Source organism: Flavobacterium limi, assembly GCF_010645075.1.
Taxonomy (GTDB): Bacteria; Bacteroidota; Bacteroidia; order Flavobacteriales; family Flavobacteriaceae; genus Flavobacterium; species Flavobacterium limi.
In genome coordinates, this window is the sequence record NZ_JAADZV010000010.1 from 146549 (window position 1) to 168836 (window position 22288).

The following is a 22288-nucleotide window of genomic DNA, read 5'->3' on the forward strand; positions in this document are numbered from 1 at the left end:
TGTTTTTCTTTTGATAAATTTTAGTAAAAATATTAATGTAAAACTTTTTCTATTGCATTATTGATTCTGATTAAATCTTCTTCAAGACTTCCGTGATAACTTTTTCGATATTCGTTGATCAAGAATACAAGCTCTCTGATGGCGTTTTCATCTTTACCGGATTTGTGATGCAGTTTTTTGATAAAATCATCATCCAGTTTTGAAGTATCCATAAGATATTCATTTCGGATTCTTTCCAGAAAATAAATGATTTTTTTATCAATAATGTTATCATGATCCCCTTCCTGATAATATAAGTTTCCGATTGTTTTGGTAAAATCAACAGTTAAATTAGGTAGCGGTTTTAGTATCGGAACGATTCTTTGTTTTCGCTTGGCGTTAAAAAGTATAAAGATCAAAATTGCAATTAAAGCCAGGTATAATGCGGATTTTAAAGCCGGCTGACTTAAAATGTAGCGCAATGGAGAATCAGAAATAGATTCGCTGTTTTGCCCTTTTGTATACCAATAAACATCTCCTTTTGGAATATAAGAAAGGACACTTTGAGCGTATTGATAATGATCATCCTTCAGCATATGAAAGTTCGAAAAAGCAGCAGGTTGCATGTGCAAATAAAAATAGCCATTTACGTATGGAACTTTTATGAAATTGATCCGTTTTTTATTTTCTTTATTTGCCTGATAGCCTAAAACGGTAGTATTTAAGGTATCAATTTTAGAAAAATAATAACTACCCATACCTTCGGTCAGATGAAACTTTTTAGAGCTTACATTTTTATTAGCGAGCCAGATGGAGGTACTGTCGGAATATTGAAAATCAGTTCTGAAATCGATTTTTAAGCTGTCTAGAATCGGTTGAGGAAAAGTTTTCATACTCAAAAAGGCGCTATTTCCATGCGAAACAAAATAAAAAAGCTCCTTCATAGACTGATCGTCAATTGAAGCAAATTCAGTAATGTTAAGGAAAGTTCCTTTTATTTTGTAAGTACCCACTACTGTATCAGGGATATATTTAGAATCTAAAAACTCGTAAGGAGTCAGGGCTGAAACTCTTTCAAGTTTTTGCTTTTTTAAAAGTCCGTCAATTTCTTTATTGAATATGTATAATCCAAACGGGATTTTATCGTTTACCGAATAGGTTGGTGTCCAGTCAATTCTTTTTGGGGAATTACTCCCGGCTAGTAAAATTAAGGCAAAAACCAAAACCAGTATAGCGATATAAATTTTCATCGATTTACCCATTGTTAAAGGTTTTTATTGCATTTTTAAAACGGCTTACTGCTTTTTCGAACATTCTCTCGTCAATTTCAAATTCGCCATACCAGATGTAGTTATAGACGTATGATAAATAGGTGAATTCTTCTTTATGGACTGGGTTTTTAAGTTCGTGTAAATAATCAGAATTGGTTTTTTCGATATCCCATTCGATATAATGATTTTTGGCCATTACTTTCAATAACCACAGATAATAGTATCGAATGGTAATTCTTTTTTCTCCTGATTCGATAGATTGCTTAATAAGTTTTTCGAAATCGAGAAGATGGATGTTTTTTTCAATATCTGAGTAATGAATCACTTTTTGTTTTGCTTCTTTACTGAAAATCCATTTTCCTTCCTTTCCAATAAGAGCCTTAACAATCAAATAAATTACAAAAACGACAATTAGTATAGCCAGTACTTTTAATAAAAGCGCGACAAAATTAAGTGAAGCCTCAGGATTCTCAAATGTGAATATACCATTGAAAATATCTGCCAGCCATTCTTTAAAATAATCCCACCAGTTTTTTTCAGGAATTTTTTGTTCGTACACAAAATCATCATCTGTATATTTTTTTTTGAAATTTTTCTGAAATGTTTTAGCCTCAATAGTGTCTGAATCGACATTAATATCTGCCTCAGTATATATAACTGAAGCTGCTTTAGGAGGTTCGGTTTTAACCAGAGTATCCTGTGCACTCAGGTTATTGAAGCAAAGGAGAAAAGATAAAAGAAGTAAAAATCTATTCATTATTGGTTTTCGTTAATTCAGTTTGGCTGATACCTGTTGTGTTTTTTTGTAGACAATAAATGGATAAACCAAATAATAAAAAGAGATAACTCCCAGCGTAAAAAGGATGACAAAACTACTAAGCCAATTAGGCATATCAATAGAATACCGTGTTATAAAACCTTCAAGAAATCCTGCACTGATTGTGAAAGGAAAAGTACTCAGAAATATTTTAAAACTGTTTTTGAAACCCATTTTAAAAGAATTTGCCCTCGAAAAAGTTTTTGGAAATAAAATGGATGCCCCTAAAATAAATCCTGCAGCAGTTTCTATAACGATAGCGAAAATTTCCATTGCACCATGAATCCAGATGCTGCGGACACTTTTCCAGAAGACATTTTGTTCGTAAAAAAAATATTGAAACGATCCCAGCATGATTCCGTTTTGAGAGGAAATGTAAAAGGTTCCTAAACCTCCAAAAAGCCCCCAAATGTAGCATCTAGCGCCAACATAAAGGTTATTCATCGTAATACCTATAAAACTTCCCCAATTGCTTCCGGAACCATAAACAGCCATTGGATTCCCTTTTTTGATGTTCTCCAAAGTCATGTTTACATATCCGTCACCCAAAATTAACCGAACAAAATCCTGATCAAAACGGGCCGAAACTACACCAATCGCAACGGTGACAAAAAATAAAACAAATGCATACAGCAAATACCTTCTGTAGTCATAAATCAGAAGTGGGACTTCTGTTTTAAAAAATTCTAAAAATCTGTTCTTTTCAGCTCGTTTGGTTTTGTAAATCTTTTGATAAATCTGTGATGCGAGATGATTTAAGTAAATCACTGTTTTACTTTTTGGATAATACGTTTGCGCATACGACAGATCATTCATCATTTGAATGTACAAATTCGCTAACTCATCAGGATTTTTTTTAGCTTTACCAAAAATAGCCAGTTCAAATTCCAGCCATTTTTCTTTATTTTGTTTTATGAATGCAACTTCTCTCATTGAGGGCTAAAATATAAAATATGTCAGAATTATCTATTAACACAACCCAAAATGTTAAAATAAATTTTATAGCCGCTTCTGCAGGCGAGCGAATAGGCTCCTATTTTATAGATTTATCCATTAAAATTGCTTATGGGATAATGATTTACGTGATTTTTTTTAATTGGCTTAATCTGGATTTTCTATTACAAAAATTAGATCAGTGGTCTGTTGGAACCATTCTTTTAGGGTTTTATTTTCCGGTTATGATTTATTCGCTGACTCTTGAAAGCATTTTTGAAGGACAAACGATAGGAAAAAAGCTGATCAAAATTAAAGTCGTAAAAATTGACGGTTATCAGGCTGGTTTTGGAGATTATCTAATGCGGTGGTTTTTCAGGTTAATAGACATTTCAATTCTTTACGGGGTTATAGCACTCATTACTGTAGTTTCAAGCAAAAAAGGACAAAGACTTGGCGATATGGTAGCAGGGACATCTGTAATTACCCTAAAAAATAAAATTAATATCAGCCATACAATTTTAGAAGAAATAGAAGAAACATATGTTCCAACTTATCCTTTGGTTATAAAGCTGTCAGACAATGATATGCGAATTATAAAAGAAACATTTTTAAGAGCTGAGGCAAAAAATGATTACGAAATTATTTATAAACTAGTTCATAAAATTGAAAATGTCACCGGAATCAAAAATCAGTCAATAGGAGATCCGGCTGGTTTTATCCGCACAGTTTTAAAAGATTACAATTTTTATACTCAAAATATGTAACCAAATTATGTAAATCATGTATAATGGAAAAATTTAGATCTAAAATTAGTATTGGACTTGTGTTTTTTTTGGTTGTTGTTTTAGGAGGAATGTTGTTAAAATTGCTTTATGATGGGATTTGGTCAGTATCCGGATTGATTTTTTGTCAAATTCTTTTTATTGTTCATATGTTCTGGACTACTTTCTATATTATAGAAAATGAAAAATTGCAGATAAAAAGTGGTTTTCTAATCAATTTTTCTATTGATATTCAGCTAATAAAAAAGATTTCTGAAACCAATACCCTTATGAGTGCACCGGCAGTTTCTTTTGACAGACTTGAAATTTTATACAATAAATTTGATACTGTAGTGATTTCTCCAAAAGAGAAAATTAAATTTATTGAAGCAATTCAAAAAATAAATCCTGAGGTGGAAATAAAATTAAAAAATGAAACCTTAGTAACTTAGTATCCTCCGCAACTTAGAATCTTAAAAAATGTTCCATCTTTTAGACATTATCGGTACAATGGCGTTTGCAATGTCAGGAGCTTTAACGGCCATGCATAAAAAACTGGATCCGTTTGGTGTTTTTATCATTGCATTTGTTACGGCTGTTGGTGGCGGAACCCTTCGTGATGTCCTTATCGGGCGAACTCCGGTTGGCTGGATGCTCGATTTGAAATATGTTTATGTGATTATTTTAGGATTTGGACTCGCAATCCTGTTTAGAAAAAAATTTGACAAGCTTCGTACTTCCTTATTTTTGTTTGATACCATTGGATTAGGGGTTTTCACCTTAATCGGACTTGAAAAAGGCATATCAATTGGTCTGCATCCCGTAATTTGTATTGCATTGGGAACAATGACGGCCTGTTTTGGCGGAGTAATCCGAGATATTTTATGCACTGAGATTCCAACGATATTCAGAAGAGAAATTTATGCCACGATTTGTATTTTTGGAGGAATCGTATTTTTTGCATTGCGAAGTCTGGATTTGGATAAAGATATTTTATATTTAACGACTTCAATTGTTATAATTTCCGTACGGTTGCTGGCTGCAAAATTCAAATGGTATTTACCTGCATTTGATCATAAATAGAAAAAGAAATTGAATAAATATACCGTAAAAAAATATACTGAAAACGATTATAAAACATGGAATGACTTTATTGCTCAGGCCAAAAACGCTACGTTTCTGTTTCATCGGGATTTTATGGAATATCATAAAGATCGTTTTGAAGATTATTCTTTATTGGTTTTTGAGGATAAAAGGTTAGTTGCAGTTTTACCGGCAAATAAGGATGAAGAAAATGTTTACTCGCACCAGGGATTAACTTATGGAAGTCTGGTTTATAAAGACACGTTAAAACTGTCATCAGTTATTGAAGTTTTTAAAGGTATTTTGTATTTTTTGAACTCTAATACTATTCAAAAAATACAAATTAAATTGATTCCTTCTGTTTACCATCAAAAACCGTCTGATGAATTAAGTTATGCTCTTTTCTTGTCAGAAGCACAATTAATTCGAAGAGACAGCTTGGCCGTTATTGACTTATCCAATTCATATATCTTATCAAAAATTAGAAAAAGGGGTGTTAAAAGCGGAATAAATAATCGTTTGATTATTAAAGAGGTTGATCATTTCAATGATTTTTGGAATGAAATATTAATTCCGAATTTAGCAGATAAACATCAGGCAAAACCGGTACACAGTTTAGAAGAAATAACAAAATTAAAAGCTTTGTTTCCTGAAAATATCCGTCAGTTTAATGTCTATCAAAACGAGGTTATTGTTGCAGGAACTACTATTTTTGAAAGCTCAAATGTAGCACACAGCCAGTATATTTCTGGAAAAGAAGGAAAGAATGAACTGGGAGGAATAGATCTTTTATTTTATCAATTAATTTCAGAAGTTTTCAAAAACAAACGATTTTTCGATTTTGGAATCTCAAATGAAAGCCAGGGCAGAAAGCTCAATGAAGGATTATCCTATTGGAAAGAAAGTTTTGGAGCGAGTAGCGTAATACATGATTTCTACGAAGTTGAAACCTCAAATTATAGTTTGCTAAATAACATTTTGATATGATTTCCTTTTTAGACCTAAAAAAAATAAACGAACCTTACGAAACTGCTTTTCAGGAAAAACTGAAATCGGTTTTGGAAGACGGCTGGTATATTTTAGGAAAGGAAGTGACAGCGTTCGAAAACAATTTTGCTAACTATTGCGGAGTAAAGCATTGCATAGGAGTTGGCAACGGCCTGGATGCATTGATTTTAATTTTCAAAGGTTATATTCAATTAGGGAAGCTTAAAAAAGGAGATGAAGTTATTGTTACGGCAAATACTTATATAGCCAGTATCCTGGCCATTTTACAATCAGATTTAGTGCCGGTATTGGTCGAGCCAAAGCTTGAGACTTATAATATTGATCCTGATTCCGTTTCAGAAAAGTTGACATCAAAAACCAAAGCCATTTTAGCAGTTCACCTGTATGGGCAATTAGCCGAAATGGATATGATTAATACCATTGCAAATCAAAATAACCTTTTAGTAATCGAAGATGCGGCTCAGGCTCACGGCGCAATTTCTGGTTTTGGAAAATCCGGGAATCTTTCTGATGCAGCTGCTTTTAGTTTTTATCCGGGCAAAAACTTAGGTGCTTTGGGAGACGGGGGAGCAGTGGTTACAAATGATAGCGAACTGGCAAAAATAATTTTTTCGCTTCGGAATTATGGTTCTGAAAAAAAATATCATAATGAATTTGTTGGTGTAAATTCACGATTAGATGAATTACAGGCTGCTTTTTTAAATTTAAAATTACCGAATTTAGATAAGGACAATCAAAAACGCCGCGAGGTGGCAAAAAGCTATCTGACGGAAATTAAGAATGATAAAATAACACTTCCATTTTGGGATTTAACTGAAAATCATGTTTTTCATTTATTTGTTATTCGTACCGAAAACAGAGATCATTTGCAGCAATATTTATCTGACAACGGAATTCAAACGATGATTCATTATCCGATTCCGCCACACAAGCAACAAGCATTTTCAGACTGGAACATTTTGTCTTTTCCAGTTACAGAAAAAATACACAATGAAGTTTTAAGTTTACCGATGAGTCCTGTTTTGACAAATGATCAGGTGAATTTTATTATTGAAGTTTTAAACCGATATTAAATTAAATTTTTATAAAAATAAATGAGAGAGTTAAAGTTATTTATTAAAAGATTTGTCCCTGAAAAAATCTGGATATCACTTATTAAGCTATATAACTTTATAGGATTAAGAGAATTGGGTATTCTTTATTTAGTCAAAAAGGCGCCAAAAAGACATCAAAAAGCACTTGAAATTGCCAGAAAAAAAGAAGTTTTAAAAGTCGCTTTTTTTTTGAATCATGAATCGGTGTGGAAATATGAGGTACTTTATGATTTAATGTTGCAGCATCCTCGATTTGAACCTAAAATTTTTGTTTGCCCGGTTGTAAATTTTGGCATGGAAAATATGCTTTTTGAAATGGACAAAGCCTTTGAAGGTTTTAAAAGTAAAGGCTATGACGTTATTAAAACATATGATAAAGTGACAGGGAAATATGTAGATGTAAAAAAAACTTTTGCCCCGGATATATTATTCTTTACCAATCCACACGAAGGATTACAAGATTATAAATTTTTTATAAAGAATTTTCCAAACACTTTAACCTGTTATGTGCCTTATAGTATTACAACAACTAATTATAAGTTTTCCTATAATTTAGATTTACACAGTCTTGTATGGAAAATTTTTTCAGAAACTCCCTTTCATAAAGAAATAGCGTCGCACAATAAAAGAAGTAAAGGAAAAAACAGCGTTGTGACAGGTTATCCGGGATTTGATCCTCTTTTGATTAATACAACGCCAAAAGAAGTTTGGAAAAATAAAAATCCAGCCTTAAAAAGAATTATATGGACGCCACACCATTTGATGAATGAGTTGAGCAAACTGTCTAATTTTTTAGAATATTATGATTTCTTTTTAGAATTGGCTATTAATTATAAAGACAAATTACAAATTGCATTCAATCCACACCCGCTTTTAAGAGTTAAATTAGAAAATGACCCGAATTGGGGAAAACAGAAAACCGATGATTACTTTAATAAATGGATAAACCTTGAAAATGGTCAGTATGGGGATGGATATTATATTGATCTTTTTTTGACGTCTGATGCGCTCATTCATGATAGTGGTTCTTTTATGGCAGAATATCTTATAACAGGAAAGCCGTCACTCTATATGATTCGAAACGAATCGGTGATGGATTATTGGACTGTTTTTGGAGAACAAACATTAGCAGTTCATTATCAATCCCGAAATCAAAAACAAGTAATAGATTTTATTGAAAATGTAGTGGTGAAGGAAAATGATCCATTGAGAGAAGAACGTAATGCTTTTGTGAAAAATACGCTGTTACCAAAGAATAACTTAAACGCATCTCAAAACATATTGAATTATTTAGAGAGCCAAATCTTTCAGTGATTTTGTTGTTTTTTTTTGTTTGGAATTTATCATCTAAACAGCATGATATTTTTGATTGAAGAAATTTAATACGATTAAATCTAATTTATTTACAAATGGGCAATGTTTCTCTAAAATCAATTGCAACAAAGGGAATTTTCTGGTCAGCTGTTGATAAATTTGCTGTTCAGTTAGGACAATTTGCTGTAGGTGTAATACTTGCGCGAATTTTGATGCCGGAGGATTTTGGTTTAATGGGAATTCTGGTTATTTTTATGGCCTTGTCGCAAACTTTTGTTGAAAGTGGATTAGGTACGGGTTTAATCCAGCGTCAAAATAGATCAGAGATTGATTTTTCAACCTTATTTGTATTTAATTTAGGCGTAAGCAGTTTTTTTTATTTTTTATTGTTTTTTTCAGCACCTTATATTTCTTCTTTTTTCGGAAACCCTCAATTAACTGATTTGATAAGGATTTTAGGAATAAATTTATTTATAAATGCTTTCGCAATAGTCCAGCGAACCAAATTATCCATTACAATCAATTTTAAAACAATAGCAAAAAGTAATGTAATCGGAATGATAACTGGAGGATTATGTGGAATAATTGCTGCTATAAACGGGTATGGAGTCTGGTCATTGGTTATTCAAATGCTTACAGGATCATTTTGTTCCTCAGCTTCATTATGGTTTTTAAGTAAATGGAGTCCGTCAGTTGCTTTTTCAAAAAAGGCATTTAAATCGCTATTTGGTTATGGTTCAAAATTGCTGGTAGCAAGTTTGTATGCTCAGATACTTAATAATGTACATAATATTTGCTTAGGAAAATTGTATCCAACAGCTACATTAGGCTATTATACCAAAGCTAAGAGTTTTGCAGATATATCTGCAGGAACAATTGTTAGTGTTTTACAGCAAAGTACGTTTCCAATTCTTACATCAGTACAGCATGACAAAGAGAGATTAATTTCTATTTTCAGTAAAATGATTCGTATGTCAGCTTTTTTTATAATCCCGATAATGACGCTCATCTCTTTGTTAGGAAAGCCAATTGTGATACTGTTGCTTACTGAAAAATGGGTTTCTTTGATTCCTCTTTTGCAATGGATGGTTTTTGCGCGTATTTTTTTTCCAATGAGTGTCCTCAATATGAACTTATTAAATGCAATTGGCCGTTCTGATTTATATTTAAAAGTAGATTTGTCTAAACTGCCCTTAACATTGCTGACTATGATAATTACAATTCCTCTTGGGGTAAAAGCTATGATAATTGGACATGTTGTTGGATCTGCTATTGCATTTGTAATAAATGCCTATTTACCAGGGAAGTTTTATGGTTATGGCCCTATTCAGCAATTAAAAGATATGCTGCCTTTTTTTATTGCTTCAATCGGAATGTCATTTTTGGTAATTACTATAACTTATTTAATAGATAATTTAATTTTACAGTTGATTTTAGGAATAGTATTAGGGGGGCTATGTTATATTTTTATTTGCTGGTCGTTAAAATCAAATGAATTAAAAGAAATTAGAGAATTGTTTAAAAGTAATTTTCATAATAACTGATATGTTTTTAGTAAAAAAATCATTAATTTCTTATAAAAATTATATTTTTAATATTTTTCGGACTTTATTTTTGTAAATTTTTATTTCTATATCCTAATTTAATTTTATTAAGAATAATTCTAACTTAAATTGTAATATTGTACGGATAAATCTAAATATCTGTCAATGAAAAACAACTTTACTTTACTGCTTTTTAGCTCTCTTTTTTTTAGCATAATAACAAATGCACAAATCAGTTCTGGTTCTGGGGGAAGTATTTTGCCTAATAGTTCAGTGTCAAATACAAATGTAGGTATTGGAACTACTGAGCCTACAGCCAAACTTGAAGTTGCCGGTATTGTCAAAGCAAATGAAGGAGAATTTTTCAAATCCCTTCCAGACGGTGCAACCTATTCTGACTGGAAACACAGAAACATTTCAAATAGGGTTTTGAATTTGGGAACCGTGAGAGACCCTTTAGAAAATGGCAGATTATTATGTTTCTATGATCATCCTCAGTCTAATGTAATTAATTTGACTAAATCTGCTTTTGCATTGACTATTGATGATAGAAGTAATCATACAAGATTTATTACAAAAGCAGATACTGGTGGAGAAGGGTATTTTTCGCTTATGGATAAAAATCAAACAGATTATTTTAAAGTGTATGATTATGGTAATGATGTTTTTACTTTGAATATGCCTAAACCCAATACAAGAGTAATAATTGGTGCAGGAGTTGACTATGCAAATAGTTTAGGTCACAAATTATTTGTTCAGGGTGGCAGTGCCAAAATAGAAGGAAACATTCTAACAGATGCAAATTTAGGTATAGGAACTTCAAATTTTACAGACGGTTCAGATACCTACAGACTTTCAGTAAAAGGAAAAGTAAGGGCAGAGGAAGTAAAAGTATACAATACCTGGGCAGATTATGTTTTTGCCAAAAACTACGATTTAAAACCGCTAAAAGAAGTCGAGAATTATATCACTACAAACGGCCACTTACCAAATGTACCTTCAGCCAAAGAAATTACAGAGAAAGGGCTTGAACTTGGTGAAATGGCAAAAATCCAGCAGGAAAAAATCGAAGAACTTACACTTTATTTAATTCAGCAGAATAAGGAAATAGCAGAACAAAAGCAGTATTTAATTCAACAAAATAAAGAAATGGAGGAATTAAAATCTCAGGTTAAAGCTTTATTGGCTTCTAAAAAATGATTTTAAAATTAAAAACTATCTCTAAAATAATAAATCCGGACAATGAAAAATAAAATTATAATACTATTTTTTGGAATGCTCTTTTTAAGTACAACTTTAAATGCACAGGTTAGTACTGGTTCAGGTGGAGCTTCTAGTATATCAGCTAATAATCCTACGACTAATACTAATTTGGGAATTGGGGTAAATACTCCCAAAGCTAAACTCGAAATAGAAGGATTTCCAACAACTAATACGACTTACACCTTTTTAAATAGTGGTGATAGTTTTGATAAAAGTGCGTTATTAAATATTGGAACTATAAGAACAACAAGTGGTGCGAGATTATTAACTTTTTATGATGTTCCACCTTCCAATATTTCATCTGCTTTAACTCAGCTATCTATAGAGGATAGGAATGATGCTAATAGGTTTAGACATAAAGCAAGAGTCAATGGTGATAGTTATTTTCAGCTTTCTGATAGGGCACAAAAGCTTGTTTTTGAAGTGTATGAAAATAATGAGACAGGAATTTTAACTTTACCTAAGCCTGACTCGTATTTGACAATTGGTGGCACACAAGCCTGGCCAATACCTTATAGATTGATGGTGAAAAATGGTAATTCAAAATTTGAAGGAACCGTATATGTCGATACAAATTTAGGCATCGGAACTTCAAACTTCACAGATGGAGTAGAAACCTACAGACTTTCAGTAAAAGGAAAAATCCGTGCGGAAGAAGTAAAAGTATACAATACCTGGGCTGATTATGTTTTTGCAAAAAACTATGATTTAAAACCGTTAAAAGAAGTCGAGAATTATATCACTACAAACGGGCATTTACCAAATGTCCCTTCAGCCAAAGAAATTACGGATAAAGGTCTGGAGCTTGGTGAAATGGCAAAAATCCAACAGGAAAAAATCGAGGAGCTTACACTGTATTTAATTCAGCAAAACAGGGAAATAGAAGAGCTAAAATCTCAAATGAAGCTGTTATTAGCTGCCCAAAAAAAATAAGTTTTCTCACTTTTAAAGAATCAGTTTAATGAAATATTATATCATACTATTGGTATTGGGCTTTTCGCTATTGTCCAATGCCCAAAACCAAACGAAGATTAAATTCAGTTACGACAATGCCGGCAATCAGACAAGCAGGATATTGTGTGTGAACTGCCCGCCGGAAACAGGCAAACAAGCCAAAGAGATAGAAGCTATTGTAGAGGATGATCTGGAAAATATTCCGGGAGAAGATATGATTTCGTATTATCCGAATCCCGTAAAAGAAGAACTGTACCTGAAATGGGAACTTACCAATGAGAATTATGTAACCTCGATCCAGCTTTTTTCACTTACAGGACAAGTGTTAAGAACGTTTGAGGGAACTAAAAATACCAATACCCAGAATATTTTGTTTCAGTCATACCCTTCTGGCGTGTATGTTGTTCTGCTCAACTACAAATCAGGAGCCCCAAAATCATTTAAAATCATCAAGCAATAAACTGTTATATGAAACAATTTTACTTTTTCATTTTTATTTTAGCTACGCATTTTTCATTTTCTCAAACTTTTACACCCGACACTAAAGGCGAATTGCAAATTTCCAATTCGGGAACACCAACATACAAAGTACCTATAGCGCTACCTCCAGGAATTAAGGATGTAGCCCCACAAGTGGCATTGACTTATAATGGATCTAGTGTTCAGGGACTTGCTGGAATGGGTTGGAATATTGTAGGGATATCCTCTATAAGCCGTGTAGCCTCAAGAATAGACCTTGACGGATTAATAGACCCAGTTGATTTTGATAATTTAGATCGTTATGCTTTAGATGGGCAAAGATTAATAGAAAAGACAGGTACTTATGGCGCAGAAGGAACCTCTTATCAAACCGAAAATTATACTAATTTGAAAATTGAATCAAGCGGTCAGCTTTCCCCATTATTTGTATCGCCTCAAAGTTTTATAATCACATTTGTTGATGGATCTAAAGCATACTATGGAGGTACAACAGACTCGAGAGGATTAATGAATTGGATGATCAATCGTTGGATTGATCCTCAGGGCAATTATATAGATTATACTTATGAAATTGAAAACAATACACAGCGTATCAAAACAATTAGTTGGGGTAATAATATAAATGTTGCTTCAGGTTATGAAAATAAAATAGTTTTTACTTATAAAGAAAGATTAAGAGCAGAATACTCCTATTTGAATTTTGATGACCTAAAAGTAGAAGTAAACAAAATATTGAGTGATGTAAGTGTATCTACCGGAGGTCAATTATTTAGAAAATACACTTTAAATCACGAAACAATTTCTGGAAATTACCAACGTGTAAAAAACATTATTGAAAGCAATGGAGCTGATGAAAATGCAAATCCTGTAGTTTTTAATTATGAGACTACAGCAGATGGTTTTGCACCAATAGTAAAATATGAAGGAGTGACTGATAATGATTTAGCGAATGTAAAATTAAGTGGAGATTTTGACGGCAATGGTGAACAGGATTTTGTAACTGATAGCAAAGTATATTTGAACCCTATTGATAACAATAGTACCTGGACTGGTATTCCTTTTAGTCTTGGTAACAAGTATTTCACAGCAAATACAGTGTCCAATAATAAATTGAATCAATATCAGTCAATAGTAACTTATTATTCCGGAAGAGGTTCTTTTTCTTTTTCTTTTAATATTTATGATTATGACCCTCTAACTAAAAAAATTAGTTTAAAACAAACTAAAGATTTTCAAAATAGTTATAGAGCCCCCATATACTTCAACGGTCAGGTTCCAAATGGTGGATTTGGTACAGAACCTTGCTTTTTACCAGGTACTTACACACCTATTCCGGGTAAATTTATTGCTGAAGGCGATTTTAATGGAGATGGTGTTTCAGAAGTGCTCCTTAGCCAAGGACTAGGTTGTTCTGTTAATTTTACTCCTAATGTTAATGGTAATGGTTGTACTGAGAGTATGAGTTGTATAGGTACAACCAACTATTTTTTATTTGATTTAAATGAAAAAGCATCTACAGCACCTGGAACAAGAGGTTTTGTGAATTTGGATATGGAAATTCCATTAAGGAATTATTTAGCGCACTATAAAAGTAAAATAAATGTTATTGATTTCAATGGTGACGGTAAATCAGATCTTTTAATTACAAACGAAGATAAAACTTATAAAGTTATTGGATTTAAACAACTCGCTGTTGCTCCCTGGACACAAATAGAAATTTTAGCACAAGGAACATTTGCATATTATAATAAGGATAATCAGATTGTTTTCGGAGACTTCAATGGTGATGGTAAAACCGATATTATGATGCCGATTGCAAATGGATCGTCAGACTGGAATTTGTCACAATCGACAGGGAGTTCTTTTATAAATTCATATTACTCTAACTTTGAATTATACGAACCTTACTGGAAAGGAAAGCCATCAGCAAACAGAACAAAAAACAGAAGCTATCGCGCAGCAGATTTGGATAAAGATGGTAAAAGTGATTTTATTATTCAGGAATATGAAACATACTGTACTGATCCTGGTATTAGCGGATGTGGCAGAGACGGTAGAGGACATTTTACAATTAGAAAAAATGTAGGCAGTTTAACCGCTAAACCTATGTTTGAAGCAGCAATTACAATATCTGTTAACTCAAATTATGGTTATGAAACTCCTATAGATTTACTAATTGGGAATTACAGGAATCATAGTGCTTACAGCAATTTTGTATTCATGCAGGGAAAACAAGTATGGAAAGGAAATTTTAATAAAGATTTATCAAAGGAAGCGACTCTTGTTAAAGTTACTGAAGCAGGTGGTGCTATAGTTAAAGACATATCGTATCAAAAATTAGTACCTGGCTCAGGTCTTGGCACTGCAGAGGATACTTATTATTCCTCTAATTCAGAACTTTATCCTTTTGCAGAATTGATTACAGTGCCTACTATGCAGGTAGTTGATAAATTAACAGAAACGGCCAACAATCAAAGCAAAATACAACAGTTCAAATATTTTGGTTTAGTTACACATTCGCAGGGATTAGGAGTACTTGGGTTCAAAAAAGTGGCACGCAGTAGTTGGTATAGTGATCAAAATACGGATAAAATTTGGTCAATAGCTGTTACATCTCCACAACTTAATGGTGCCGTAATCAGAGAATTTACATCAAAATCTTTTGCACTTTCGAACAAAAATATTGAGGGCACAAATTATACAAACCCAGGTTATCTAACTTTAAATACTGCTCTTAACAATGCCCTGACTGCTGTAGCAGTTAATTCGATTACTCTTAAACCGGGCTTCAAGGCAACTGGTACTAACGGTGTTTTTAAAACAATACTCACACAAAGTATCCCACAAACAGACAATGCTACAAGTGAGGACTATTTAAGTAGAAAGGATTACAATTACACAAAAGTGGATAAAGCAAATAAGGTATCTGCATTACGTATTTCAAAAACTTCAACTAAAGATTTGATATCAGGAACGTATTCTGATACTTCATTTGAGTATGATGAGTTTGAAAATATAACCAAAAGTATTGAAAATAATGGTGTTGCTGCCATATCAGTAACAAATACCTATGTTAATAATCCGTCTGTCGCGGGAAGTAATTACTGCATAGGAAAGCTGATTCAAAAAAATGAATCTGTAAGTGCATATGGTGATGTTTTTACTTCTGAAGAAAAATACAACTATGATCCTGCAGTTCCTAATCTGGTAAAGCAGTCACAAAAGAAAGGACATAATACAGATTATGTCAATACAGATTATGTATATGATGGATTTGGAAATGTAACCCAGAAAACTATTTCTGCTACGGGAGTTACGAGCCGTAAAATTACAGATGTATATGATTCTAACGGCCGTTTTGTAATCAAGAAAACAGATAACGAAGGGTATGAAACTACTTTTGATTACAACAAGCTGGGGCAGCAAATAAAAAGCAAAAACTATTTGAATGTAGAAACCGTGTCAGAATTTGACAACTGGGGTAAGCTAATTAAAAACACGATTACAGGGGCTTCAACAACAGTACAAATCCAGTCATTTACGTATGTTCGATTTACAGGTGGTTATAGTGTTACTACCACTAGTAATAAACCAGGAGATTTTAGTCGCATCTTTTATGATGTATATGGACGTGAAGTTAAAACAACCAAACTCGGATTTGCAGCAAATACTTTTGTATCTAAATCAGTCGAATACGATTTTCTGGGCAGAAAGGTAAAAGAGTCCGAGCCATATTTGGATAGTTCCCCAACTTTGGCAACAGCCAATTTTTCAAAAGTCAATACCATTACCTATGATTATTTGAGCAGACCAACGACACAGTTATTGTACACCAACAAGCAAATTAGTATTTCTTACGATGGGCTTTCAGCAACAACTTCAGACGGTACAAAAACAGTTACAACAACTAATGATGCCAACGGGAACAAAATAGAGCAAACAGACAATGGCGAAACATTGAAGTATACTTATTTTGCCAACGGAAATCTGAAAGAGACTATTTATGGCAACCATACCATAACTATGAAATATGATGGTTGGGGCAGGCAGATATATATGCGTGATCCATCAGTAAGTACTATTGCTTATACCAAAACTTATAATAATTTTAGTGAAATACTTACCGAAACTACCCCGACAGGAACCATAACTTTTGAATATTCACCAACCGGAAAGTTAATTAAGAAAACAACTGCAGGTCAGAATACCAATCAGGAAAGCAATTACAGCTATGATTCAAAAGGATTTGTAACTAGTGAAACAGGTACAATTAATAGCAAAAATTTCACTTATAATTTTACCTATAGCCCGTATTATCAAATTCTTAGTAATACAGAGACAACGTCTGATAATCTTACACACAAAAAAACGTTTACTTATGATGGATACGGAAGAGTATTAACCGAAAACACGTACTCTTATCTTACTGCTGACAATACGATAAACAATGGTAACAACACCATTGAATATGGGTATAAAGCATACAATGGTATCATAGAGCAATACAAAGATGCCGGCACGCAATCTGTATTGTGGAAACTCAATACGGCCAATGAAAAAATGCAGGCTCTCACGGTCTCATTTGGAAATGGTATGCAGATAACAAACAAGTATGATAATTTTGGCTATTTTGAAACAGCTAAACACGTAAGTGCAAACACAACAGCACTTAATTTGGTATATGAGTTTAATAGCACCCGGGGAATCCTTAATTCACGAAAAAATAATATTACAGGAGTTTTAAGCTGGAACGAAAGTTTTACTTACGATAATTATGACAGGCTCGTATCCTGGACAGACCCTACAGGTACGGTAAACACCTCTTATGAAACCGATGGCCGTATAAAAAATAATGGTCAGGTGGGAACCTACGACTACGAATCGGGTAATCGTTACCGAAAAAAATCAGCTACACTCAACAGCACGGGAATTGCTTTTTATACCAACCGTTCCCCACAAACGGTAAGTTATGATATGTTTAAAAACCCTATGAACATTACCGAAACTAACCGTGGTAATGTAGATTTTGAATACAATCTTGACAATACACGAAGTAAATCAGTTGTAACTACGGAGGCAGGTGCAGTAGCCAAAACGAAATATTATTCCGGGATATCTGCGGTAGAGGTTATAGAAAAACCAAATCAAAGCCTGCAGTTTATTACTTACATTGCAGGATCACCCTATGATGCCTCAGTAGCACTTGAAAAGACTTATACGAAAACAGCAGGTAATTATGCACCGGCTACACAGGAATATTTATATTTGCATAGAGACTATCAGGGTACTATTTTGGCTATTTCCGGTAATGGAGGTGTCATCAAAGAAAGAAGACAATTTGATGCCTGGGGGCTCATCAAAAAGCAATATAAAAATGAGGTTGAAGTAAGCCCGGCTACCTTCAATAATGTTGATTTTGAATTATTGACAGACAGAGGGTATACGGGACATGAACACTTTTTCTCTGTAGGGATCATACACATGAATGCGCGCTTATATGACCCTGTATTACACACGTTCTTATCAGCTGATGCACTTATCTCAGACCCTGCCAACCCACAAAACTATAATCGCTATGCATATGCATTAAACAACCCTTTAATGTATGTTGATTATGATGGTAATGAAGCGATCACGGCTGCCACGTTGGTTACAGCAGCTATTATTGGAGCAGTAATTGCTGGGGTGAGCTATGTAGGGATATCGCTTTACAATGGTACGGCAATAACCTGGGGTGGCTTGACCAAAAGTATTTTGGTAGGTGCTATAAGTGGCATGGTGAGTGCGGGTATAGGCAGTATTATCGGTAGTGCAAGTACAGCAATTTGTACCGCAGCACCCACTCTGACCCAATTACAAATAGATCTTATGCTGACTATACCTCAGGCTTTGATGCACGGTATCGCACAGGGTATTATACAAGGAGTGAGTGGTGGTAATGCTGGACAGTCATTTATAACAGCAGCAATAAGCAGTATAGCTTCAGGAAGCTTTGGCATGGCGACAGGTTCATTTGGAGGCAGCGGTGTTGGGCAAGTATTATTTGGTACAGTTGCTGGGGGAGTAACTAGCCATTTGCAAGGAGGGAACTTTTGGGAAGGTGCAGCTATTGGACTTACAGTAGGTTTGCTGAATCATGCAATGCATAAAATTAGTCAAAATATTCAAGAGCAAACATTGCTAGAAAAAGCAATTAGAGACGGTGGTTATGGAAAAATATTGGATGATGATCCATATTTAAATTGGAGTAATGAAGAAATAGCTGAATTTGCATCGAAAGTTTTTCCAGATTTGTATGAATCCGCAGGATGTCCAAGTTTTGAAAAACAAACTATGATTGGGAATGATACAAATATCGCGGGAAGAGCTTTAAAAGACGTTACATTAAGTACAAATGGAAAATATTCTGTTAGATCTTTAGGGAAAATATTGATTAGAAGTAATGTTCTAAATTCTATAAGACAATTAGGTAGTGTAGTCGGTCACGAATTGAACCATATGGTCGATCATGTAAATGGAGCATATGCTGGTTTTCTTAATAAATATGGTCCAATAAAAGGACCCTATCATTCAGAAGTCAAGGCTTATCGTTGGCAGGAAAGTATGGGGGCTCCTTTTGATAGACAGGAGTACAATAATTATTTGAGTTTAATAAAATAAAAGACTATTATGAAAACTATTTTACGAGCTTCTTTTTTGTTTTTTCTTTTAAATTCTTGCGCTCCAAAAAAAGAAATGAACAAAAATATTGAATTTATAATAACAGATAAATCTATAGCAGACAATTCTTTTATTAACTTAAAAATAAGTAATAAAACCGCATCAAATTATTATTTACCAATAATAAATTTATTTGAAAATAAAGAATTAGAGTTTATTTTGCCATTTGAGGAAAAGAATTTTTTCTGCATTTATAAAGTGTTTACTAATAATACAACTAAAGAATTTAATTGGTATACTAAAAATTGTTTTGCTGAACACGTTATTGATACCGAAATGGAAAAAGTTGATGAATTATGGAAACAAAAGAAGGTAGCTATTACCTCTAAAGATTTGATTTTATTAAAATCAGGTGAAAGTATAAAAATTAAAGTTCGAATGAATTTATACATAAAAATTTCAAAATATTGTAATTGGGAATTAGAGAATTACAGAAATGAAAAAGGACTACATATTGGAATCAATTATCCAAAAAAAGAAAAAGAACTGGCAACTAAATTTTTAAATTTAAAAACTCTTTATAGCTTAAAACAAATGGGGTATGAGCTATATGACAAAGAAATAAACTCTAACAAAGTGCCTTTAATATTAGAAAAGGAGTAGTCTTATGGTGGTCTTTTTGCCCGATCGCGCAGATATTTGGTGTCTCGTCCTAAAATAAATTTACATGTTTATACTTAATCCTAAAATAGATTTACGGTTGAGTTTTAGTCCTATTATAGATTTACTGTCTAGTCCTGAAATAGCTATACACAATTCAATAGTGTATGGGACACAAAGAACAGGAAGTTTATGCTGTCCGTGAGGGTAAGCAAAGTCATTATGACCCAAGGTTGATTTTAAAAGTGGTAAAGGAAGTTGAAGCGGGTCTTTCCCGCAAGGAAGCTAACCGTATTTACGGATTAGGCAAAAGTTGCCTTTATAATTGGATGCGTAAATATGGCTCTATGAACTATCAGCAAAACGTTAAACGAAAAAGCTATACTAACCTGCAAAAGCGTACTGTTGTAACAGCCATAGAGCAAGGAAGGATGAGTATAAAAGAGGCGCAAACTGCTTATGGTGTAAAAAATGAAAAAATAATCAGGAACTGGCTGGTGCAATACAAAGCGGAAAAAGTCGAACTTTGTATTGTAACAGAACCCGTAATGACCTAATGGCAGAAGGATGTATTGAGGCATTAGAAATGGCTTTGAAAAACAGGATGTATCATGAACCAATCATTCACCATTCGGATAGAGGTTCACAGTATTGCTCTCACCAGTATGTAAATCTGTTGCATCAAAATGCTATTAGAATCAGCATGTCTAAAAATGGAGATCCTTATAAGAATGCATTGGCGGAACGGGTAAACGGAATCATCAAAACAGAGTTCAATCTTCATAGTAGCCAGTTGGGTTTTGAACAAACCTACAACCAGATAAAGAAAAGTATTAAAGTTTATAATGAAATCAGACCACATTCAAGTTGTGATTACCTAATCCCAAATCAAGCTCATTTGCAATCAGGGAACTTGAAGAAGCGATGGAATTATAATAAAAAATTTAGCCATGAAAAAACAGCTGTATAGTAAGTTTAGGATTAAAAATTATATTTGTATAGCTATAACAGGATTTATTTAATAATCTGTATAGTTATTTTAGGACGGGTCATTTGCAACGCGGTTGTTTAAAACAGCTATGGATAAGGCATAGATAAGGCATAGATAGTGCATGAAAAGGCATTGTTTTTAATACTTAATTTTTTTAATAACTCCTGACTGCATTTTTTCTTAAATTATAATGATTGGAGTTAGTTTTTGAAGTTTTAAAATAAGGGAATATATAGTCAGAATTTTTAAATTTTTGAAATCCCAATAATTAAAATGATTTATTAACCAAATAATGTATTGCCGAATGAAGTATTATCTTAAATTTATCTTTTAAGAATAAATAAAAATGAAAATTCTTTTAGTAGGAGAGTATAGTAATCTTCATGCTACATTAGCACAAGGACTAAGGGCATTAGGGCATGATGTAACAGTAGCTTCTGACGGGAGTAAATGGATGGAAAATGAAAAGGATATTAATTTATCCCGTCCTGGGTATGATTTTTATAACTCTGTTAAATACTTAGGCAAAATACACCATACTTTCAGGAAATTTAAGGGTTATGATGTCGTACAAATTAATAGCCCTACATTTTTAGATTTAAAAATCAAAAGAAACCTGAATTTCTACAGATTTTTGTTAAAAAACAATGCAAAAGTTTTTTTAGGAGCATTTGGCACGGATTATTTTTGGGAGAAATTATGTTTAGAAAACAAAGTCCTGAGATATTCCGATTTGTTTATAGGAGATAAACCTTTGGATATATACAAATGCGAATGGTTAAAAACTCCCTTTTTTAAAGAGGCAAATATTGAAATGGCAGAAACCTGTAATGGTATTGTATCCTGTTTGTACGAATATTATGAAGCTTATGAAGCTTACTACAAAGATAAATTGGCCTATATTCCATTGCCAATAAATACAGATGTTCTGGAGTATAAACAAAAGGGAACTGGACAGGATAAAATCAAATTTTTTATTGGGATTCAAAAACCTAAAACGAAATTAAAAGGAACAGATGTAATGCTGGAAGAATTATTAAAAATTCAGCAGGCATATCCAAATAAGGTACAGGTGAATAATGTAACCTCTATACCCTGGTCAAAGTACGTTAAAATTATGTCTGAATCTGATGTCCTATTGGATCAGCTCTATTCTTACACCCCGGGAATGAACGGCTTAATAGGGATGTCTCAGGGATTGGTTTTAGTAGGAGGCGGCGAACCCGAAATGTATGATTTATTAAATGAAAGCAATAATCATCCCATTGTTAATGTATTTCCGGAGAAAGAAGATATTTACAATAAATTAGAAAGCCTGGTACATAACAAAAAAAGTATTCCTGAAATTTCGGCTAATGGCAGAAGGTTTGTAGAAGAACATCATAATTATATACATGTAGCACAACAATACGTTGATTTTTGGAACAGTAAATAAAAATAGTAGTCTGCATAATTTAAGTACTGGATTACTCA

Annotated in this window: 18 protein-coding genes; 15 read left to right on the forward strand and 3 right to left on the reverse strand. The window is 33.1% G+C overall.

Going from position 1 to position 22288, the window contains the following annotated elements:
- Positions 1 to 32: 32 nt before the first annotated feature.
- The 3 genes from GXM16_RS18965 to GXM16_RS18975 are packed head-to-tail and all read right to left on the reverse strand — an operon-like array spanning position 33 to position 3000.
- Positions 33 to 1229, reverse strand: a complete 1197-nt coding sequence (locus tag GXM16_RS18965) for a DUF4350 domain-containing protein (RefSeq protein WP_229684391.1) — start codon at positions 1227 to 1229, stop codon at positions 33 to 35.
- A 4-nt stretch (positions 1230 to 1233) separates the two neighbouring features.
- Complete coding sequence (locus GXM16_RS18970; protein WP_163396064.1) at positions 1234 to 2007, reverse strand: DUF4129 domain-containing protein; 774 nt, start codon at positions 2005 to 2007, stop codon at positions 1234 to 1236.
- Positions 2008 to 2019: 12 nt separating this feature from the next.
- On the reverse strand, positions 2020 to 3000 hold the full coding sequence (locus tag GXM16_RS18975) for a stage II sporulation protein M (protein ID WP_163396065.1): 981 nt from the start codon (positions 2998 to 3000) through the stop codon (positions 2020 to 2022).
- Between the two features lie 20 nt (positions 3001 to 3020).
- Here GXM16_RS18975 and GXM16_RS18980 point away from each other — a divergent pair, with 20 nt between their 5' ends.
- The 15 genes from GXM16_RS18980 to GXM16_RS19050 all read left to right on the forward strand — a co-directional run bounded on the left by GXM16_RS18980 (position 3021) and on the right by GXM16_RS19050 (position 22250).
- Positions 3021 to 3767, forward strand: coding sequence for an RDD family protein (locus tag GXM16_RS18980; RefSeq protein WP_163396066.1), 747 nt, complete (start codon positions 3021 to 3023; stop codon positions 3765 to 3767).
- Between the two features lie 23 nt (positions 3768 to 3790).
- Complete coding sequence (locus GXM16_RS18985; RefSeq protein ID WP_163396067.1) at positions 3791 to 4216, forward strand: PH domain-containing protein; 426 nt, start codon at positions 3791 to 3793, stop codon at positions 4214 to 4216.
- Between the two features lie 28 nt (positions 4217 to 4244).
- Positions 4245 to 4847 (forward strand): trimeric intracellular cation channel family protein, encoded by a 603-nt coding sequence (locus tag GXM16_RS18990; RefSeq protein ID WP_163396068.1) that lies wholly within the window; start codon positions 4245 to 4247, stop codon positions 4845 to 4847.
- A 9-nt stretch (positions 4848 to 4856) separates the two neighbouring features.
- Positions 4857 to 5834 (forward strand): GNAT family N-acetyltransferase, encoded by a 978-nt coding sequence (locus tag GXM16_RS18995; RefSeq protein ID WP_163396069.1) that lies wholly within the window; start codon positions 4857 to 4859, stop codon positions 5832 to 5834.
- Positions 5831 to 6928 (forward strand): DegT/DnrJ/EryC1/StrS family aminotransferase, encoded by a 1098-nt coding sequence (locus GXM16_RS19000; RefSeq protein WP_163396070.1) that lies wholly within the window; start codon positions 5831 to 5833, stop codon positions 6926 to 6928. Before GXM16_RS18995 ends, GXM16_RS19000 begins: the two co-directional genes overlap by 4 nt.
- 21 nt (positions 6929 to 6949) lie before the next feature.
- The gene (locus GXM16_RS19005) at positions 6950 to 8263 is read left to right on the forward strand and encodes a CDP-glycerol glycerophosphotransferase family protein (protein WP_163396071.1); all 1314 of its coding nucleotides are present in this window, start codon (positions 6950 to 6952) and stop codon (positions 8261 to 8263) included.
- A gap of 95 nt (positions 8264 to 8358) precedes the next feature.
- On the forward strand, positions 8359 to 9807 hold the full coding sequence (locus GXM16_RS19010) for a lipopolysaccharide biosynthesis protein (RefSeq protein WP_163396072.1): 1449 nt from the start codon (positions 8359 to 8361) through the stop codon (positions 9805 to 9807).
- A gap of 165 nt (positions 9808 to 9972) precedes the next feature.
- The gene (locus GXM16_RS19015) at positions 9973 to 11007 is read left to right on the forward strand and encodes a hypothetical protein (RefSeq protein WP_163396073.1); all 1035 of its coding nucleotides are present in this window, start codon (positions 9973 to 9975) and stop codon (positions 11005 to 11007) included.
- Positions 11008 to 11049: 42 nt separating this feature from the next.
- Positions 11050 to 12003 (forward strand): SlyX family protein, encoded by a 954-nt coding sequence (locus tag GXM16_RS19020; RefSeq protein WP_163396074.1) that lies wholly within the window; start codon positions 11050 to 11052, stop codon positions 12001 to 12003.
- Positions 12004 to 12031: 28 nt separating this feature from the next.
- Positions 12032 to 12484: a T9SS type A sorting domain-containing protein gene (locus GXM16_RS19025; protein ID WP_163396075.1), complete on the forward strand. Its 453-nt coding sequence runs from the start codon at positions 12032 to 12034 to the stop codon at positions 12482 to 12484.
- 8 nt (positions 12485 to 12492) lie between these two features.
- Positions 12493 to 19164 (forward strand): RHS repeat-associated core domain-containing protein, encoded by a 6672-nt coding sequence (locus GXM16_RS19030; protein ID WP_163396076.1) that lies wholly within the window; start codon positions 12493 to 12495, stop codon positions 19162 to 19164.
- Positions 19165 to 19173: 9 nt separating this feature from the next.
- Positions 19174 to 19827, forward strand: a complete 654-nt coding sequence (locus GXM16_RS19035) for a hypothetical protein (RefSeq protein ID WP_163396077.1) — start codon at positions 19174 to 19176, stop codon at positions 19825 to 19827.
- Between the two features lie 164 nt (positions 19828 to 19991).
- Positions 19992 to 20381: a transposase gene (locus GXM16_RS19040; protein WP_163396078.1), complete on the forward strand. Its 390-nt coding sequence runs from the start codon at positions 19992 to 19994 to the stop codon at positions 20379 to 20381.
- Entirely contained in the window at positions 20381 to 20794 is a 414-nt protein-coding gene (locus GXM16_RS19045; protein ID WP_244307523.1) for an integrase core domain-containing protein, read from the forward strand. The genes GXM16_RS19040 and GXM16_RS19045 overlap by 1 nt, the downstream gene beginning before the upstream one ends.
- Positions 20795 to 21161: 367 nt before the next feature.
- On the forward strand, positions 21162 to 22250 hold the full coding sequence (locus GXM16_RS19050) for a glycosyltransferase family protein (protein ID WP_163396080.1): 1089 nt from the start codon (positions 21162 to 21164) through the stop codon (positions 22248 to 22250).
- Positions 22251 to 22288 lie beyond the last annotated feature (38 nt).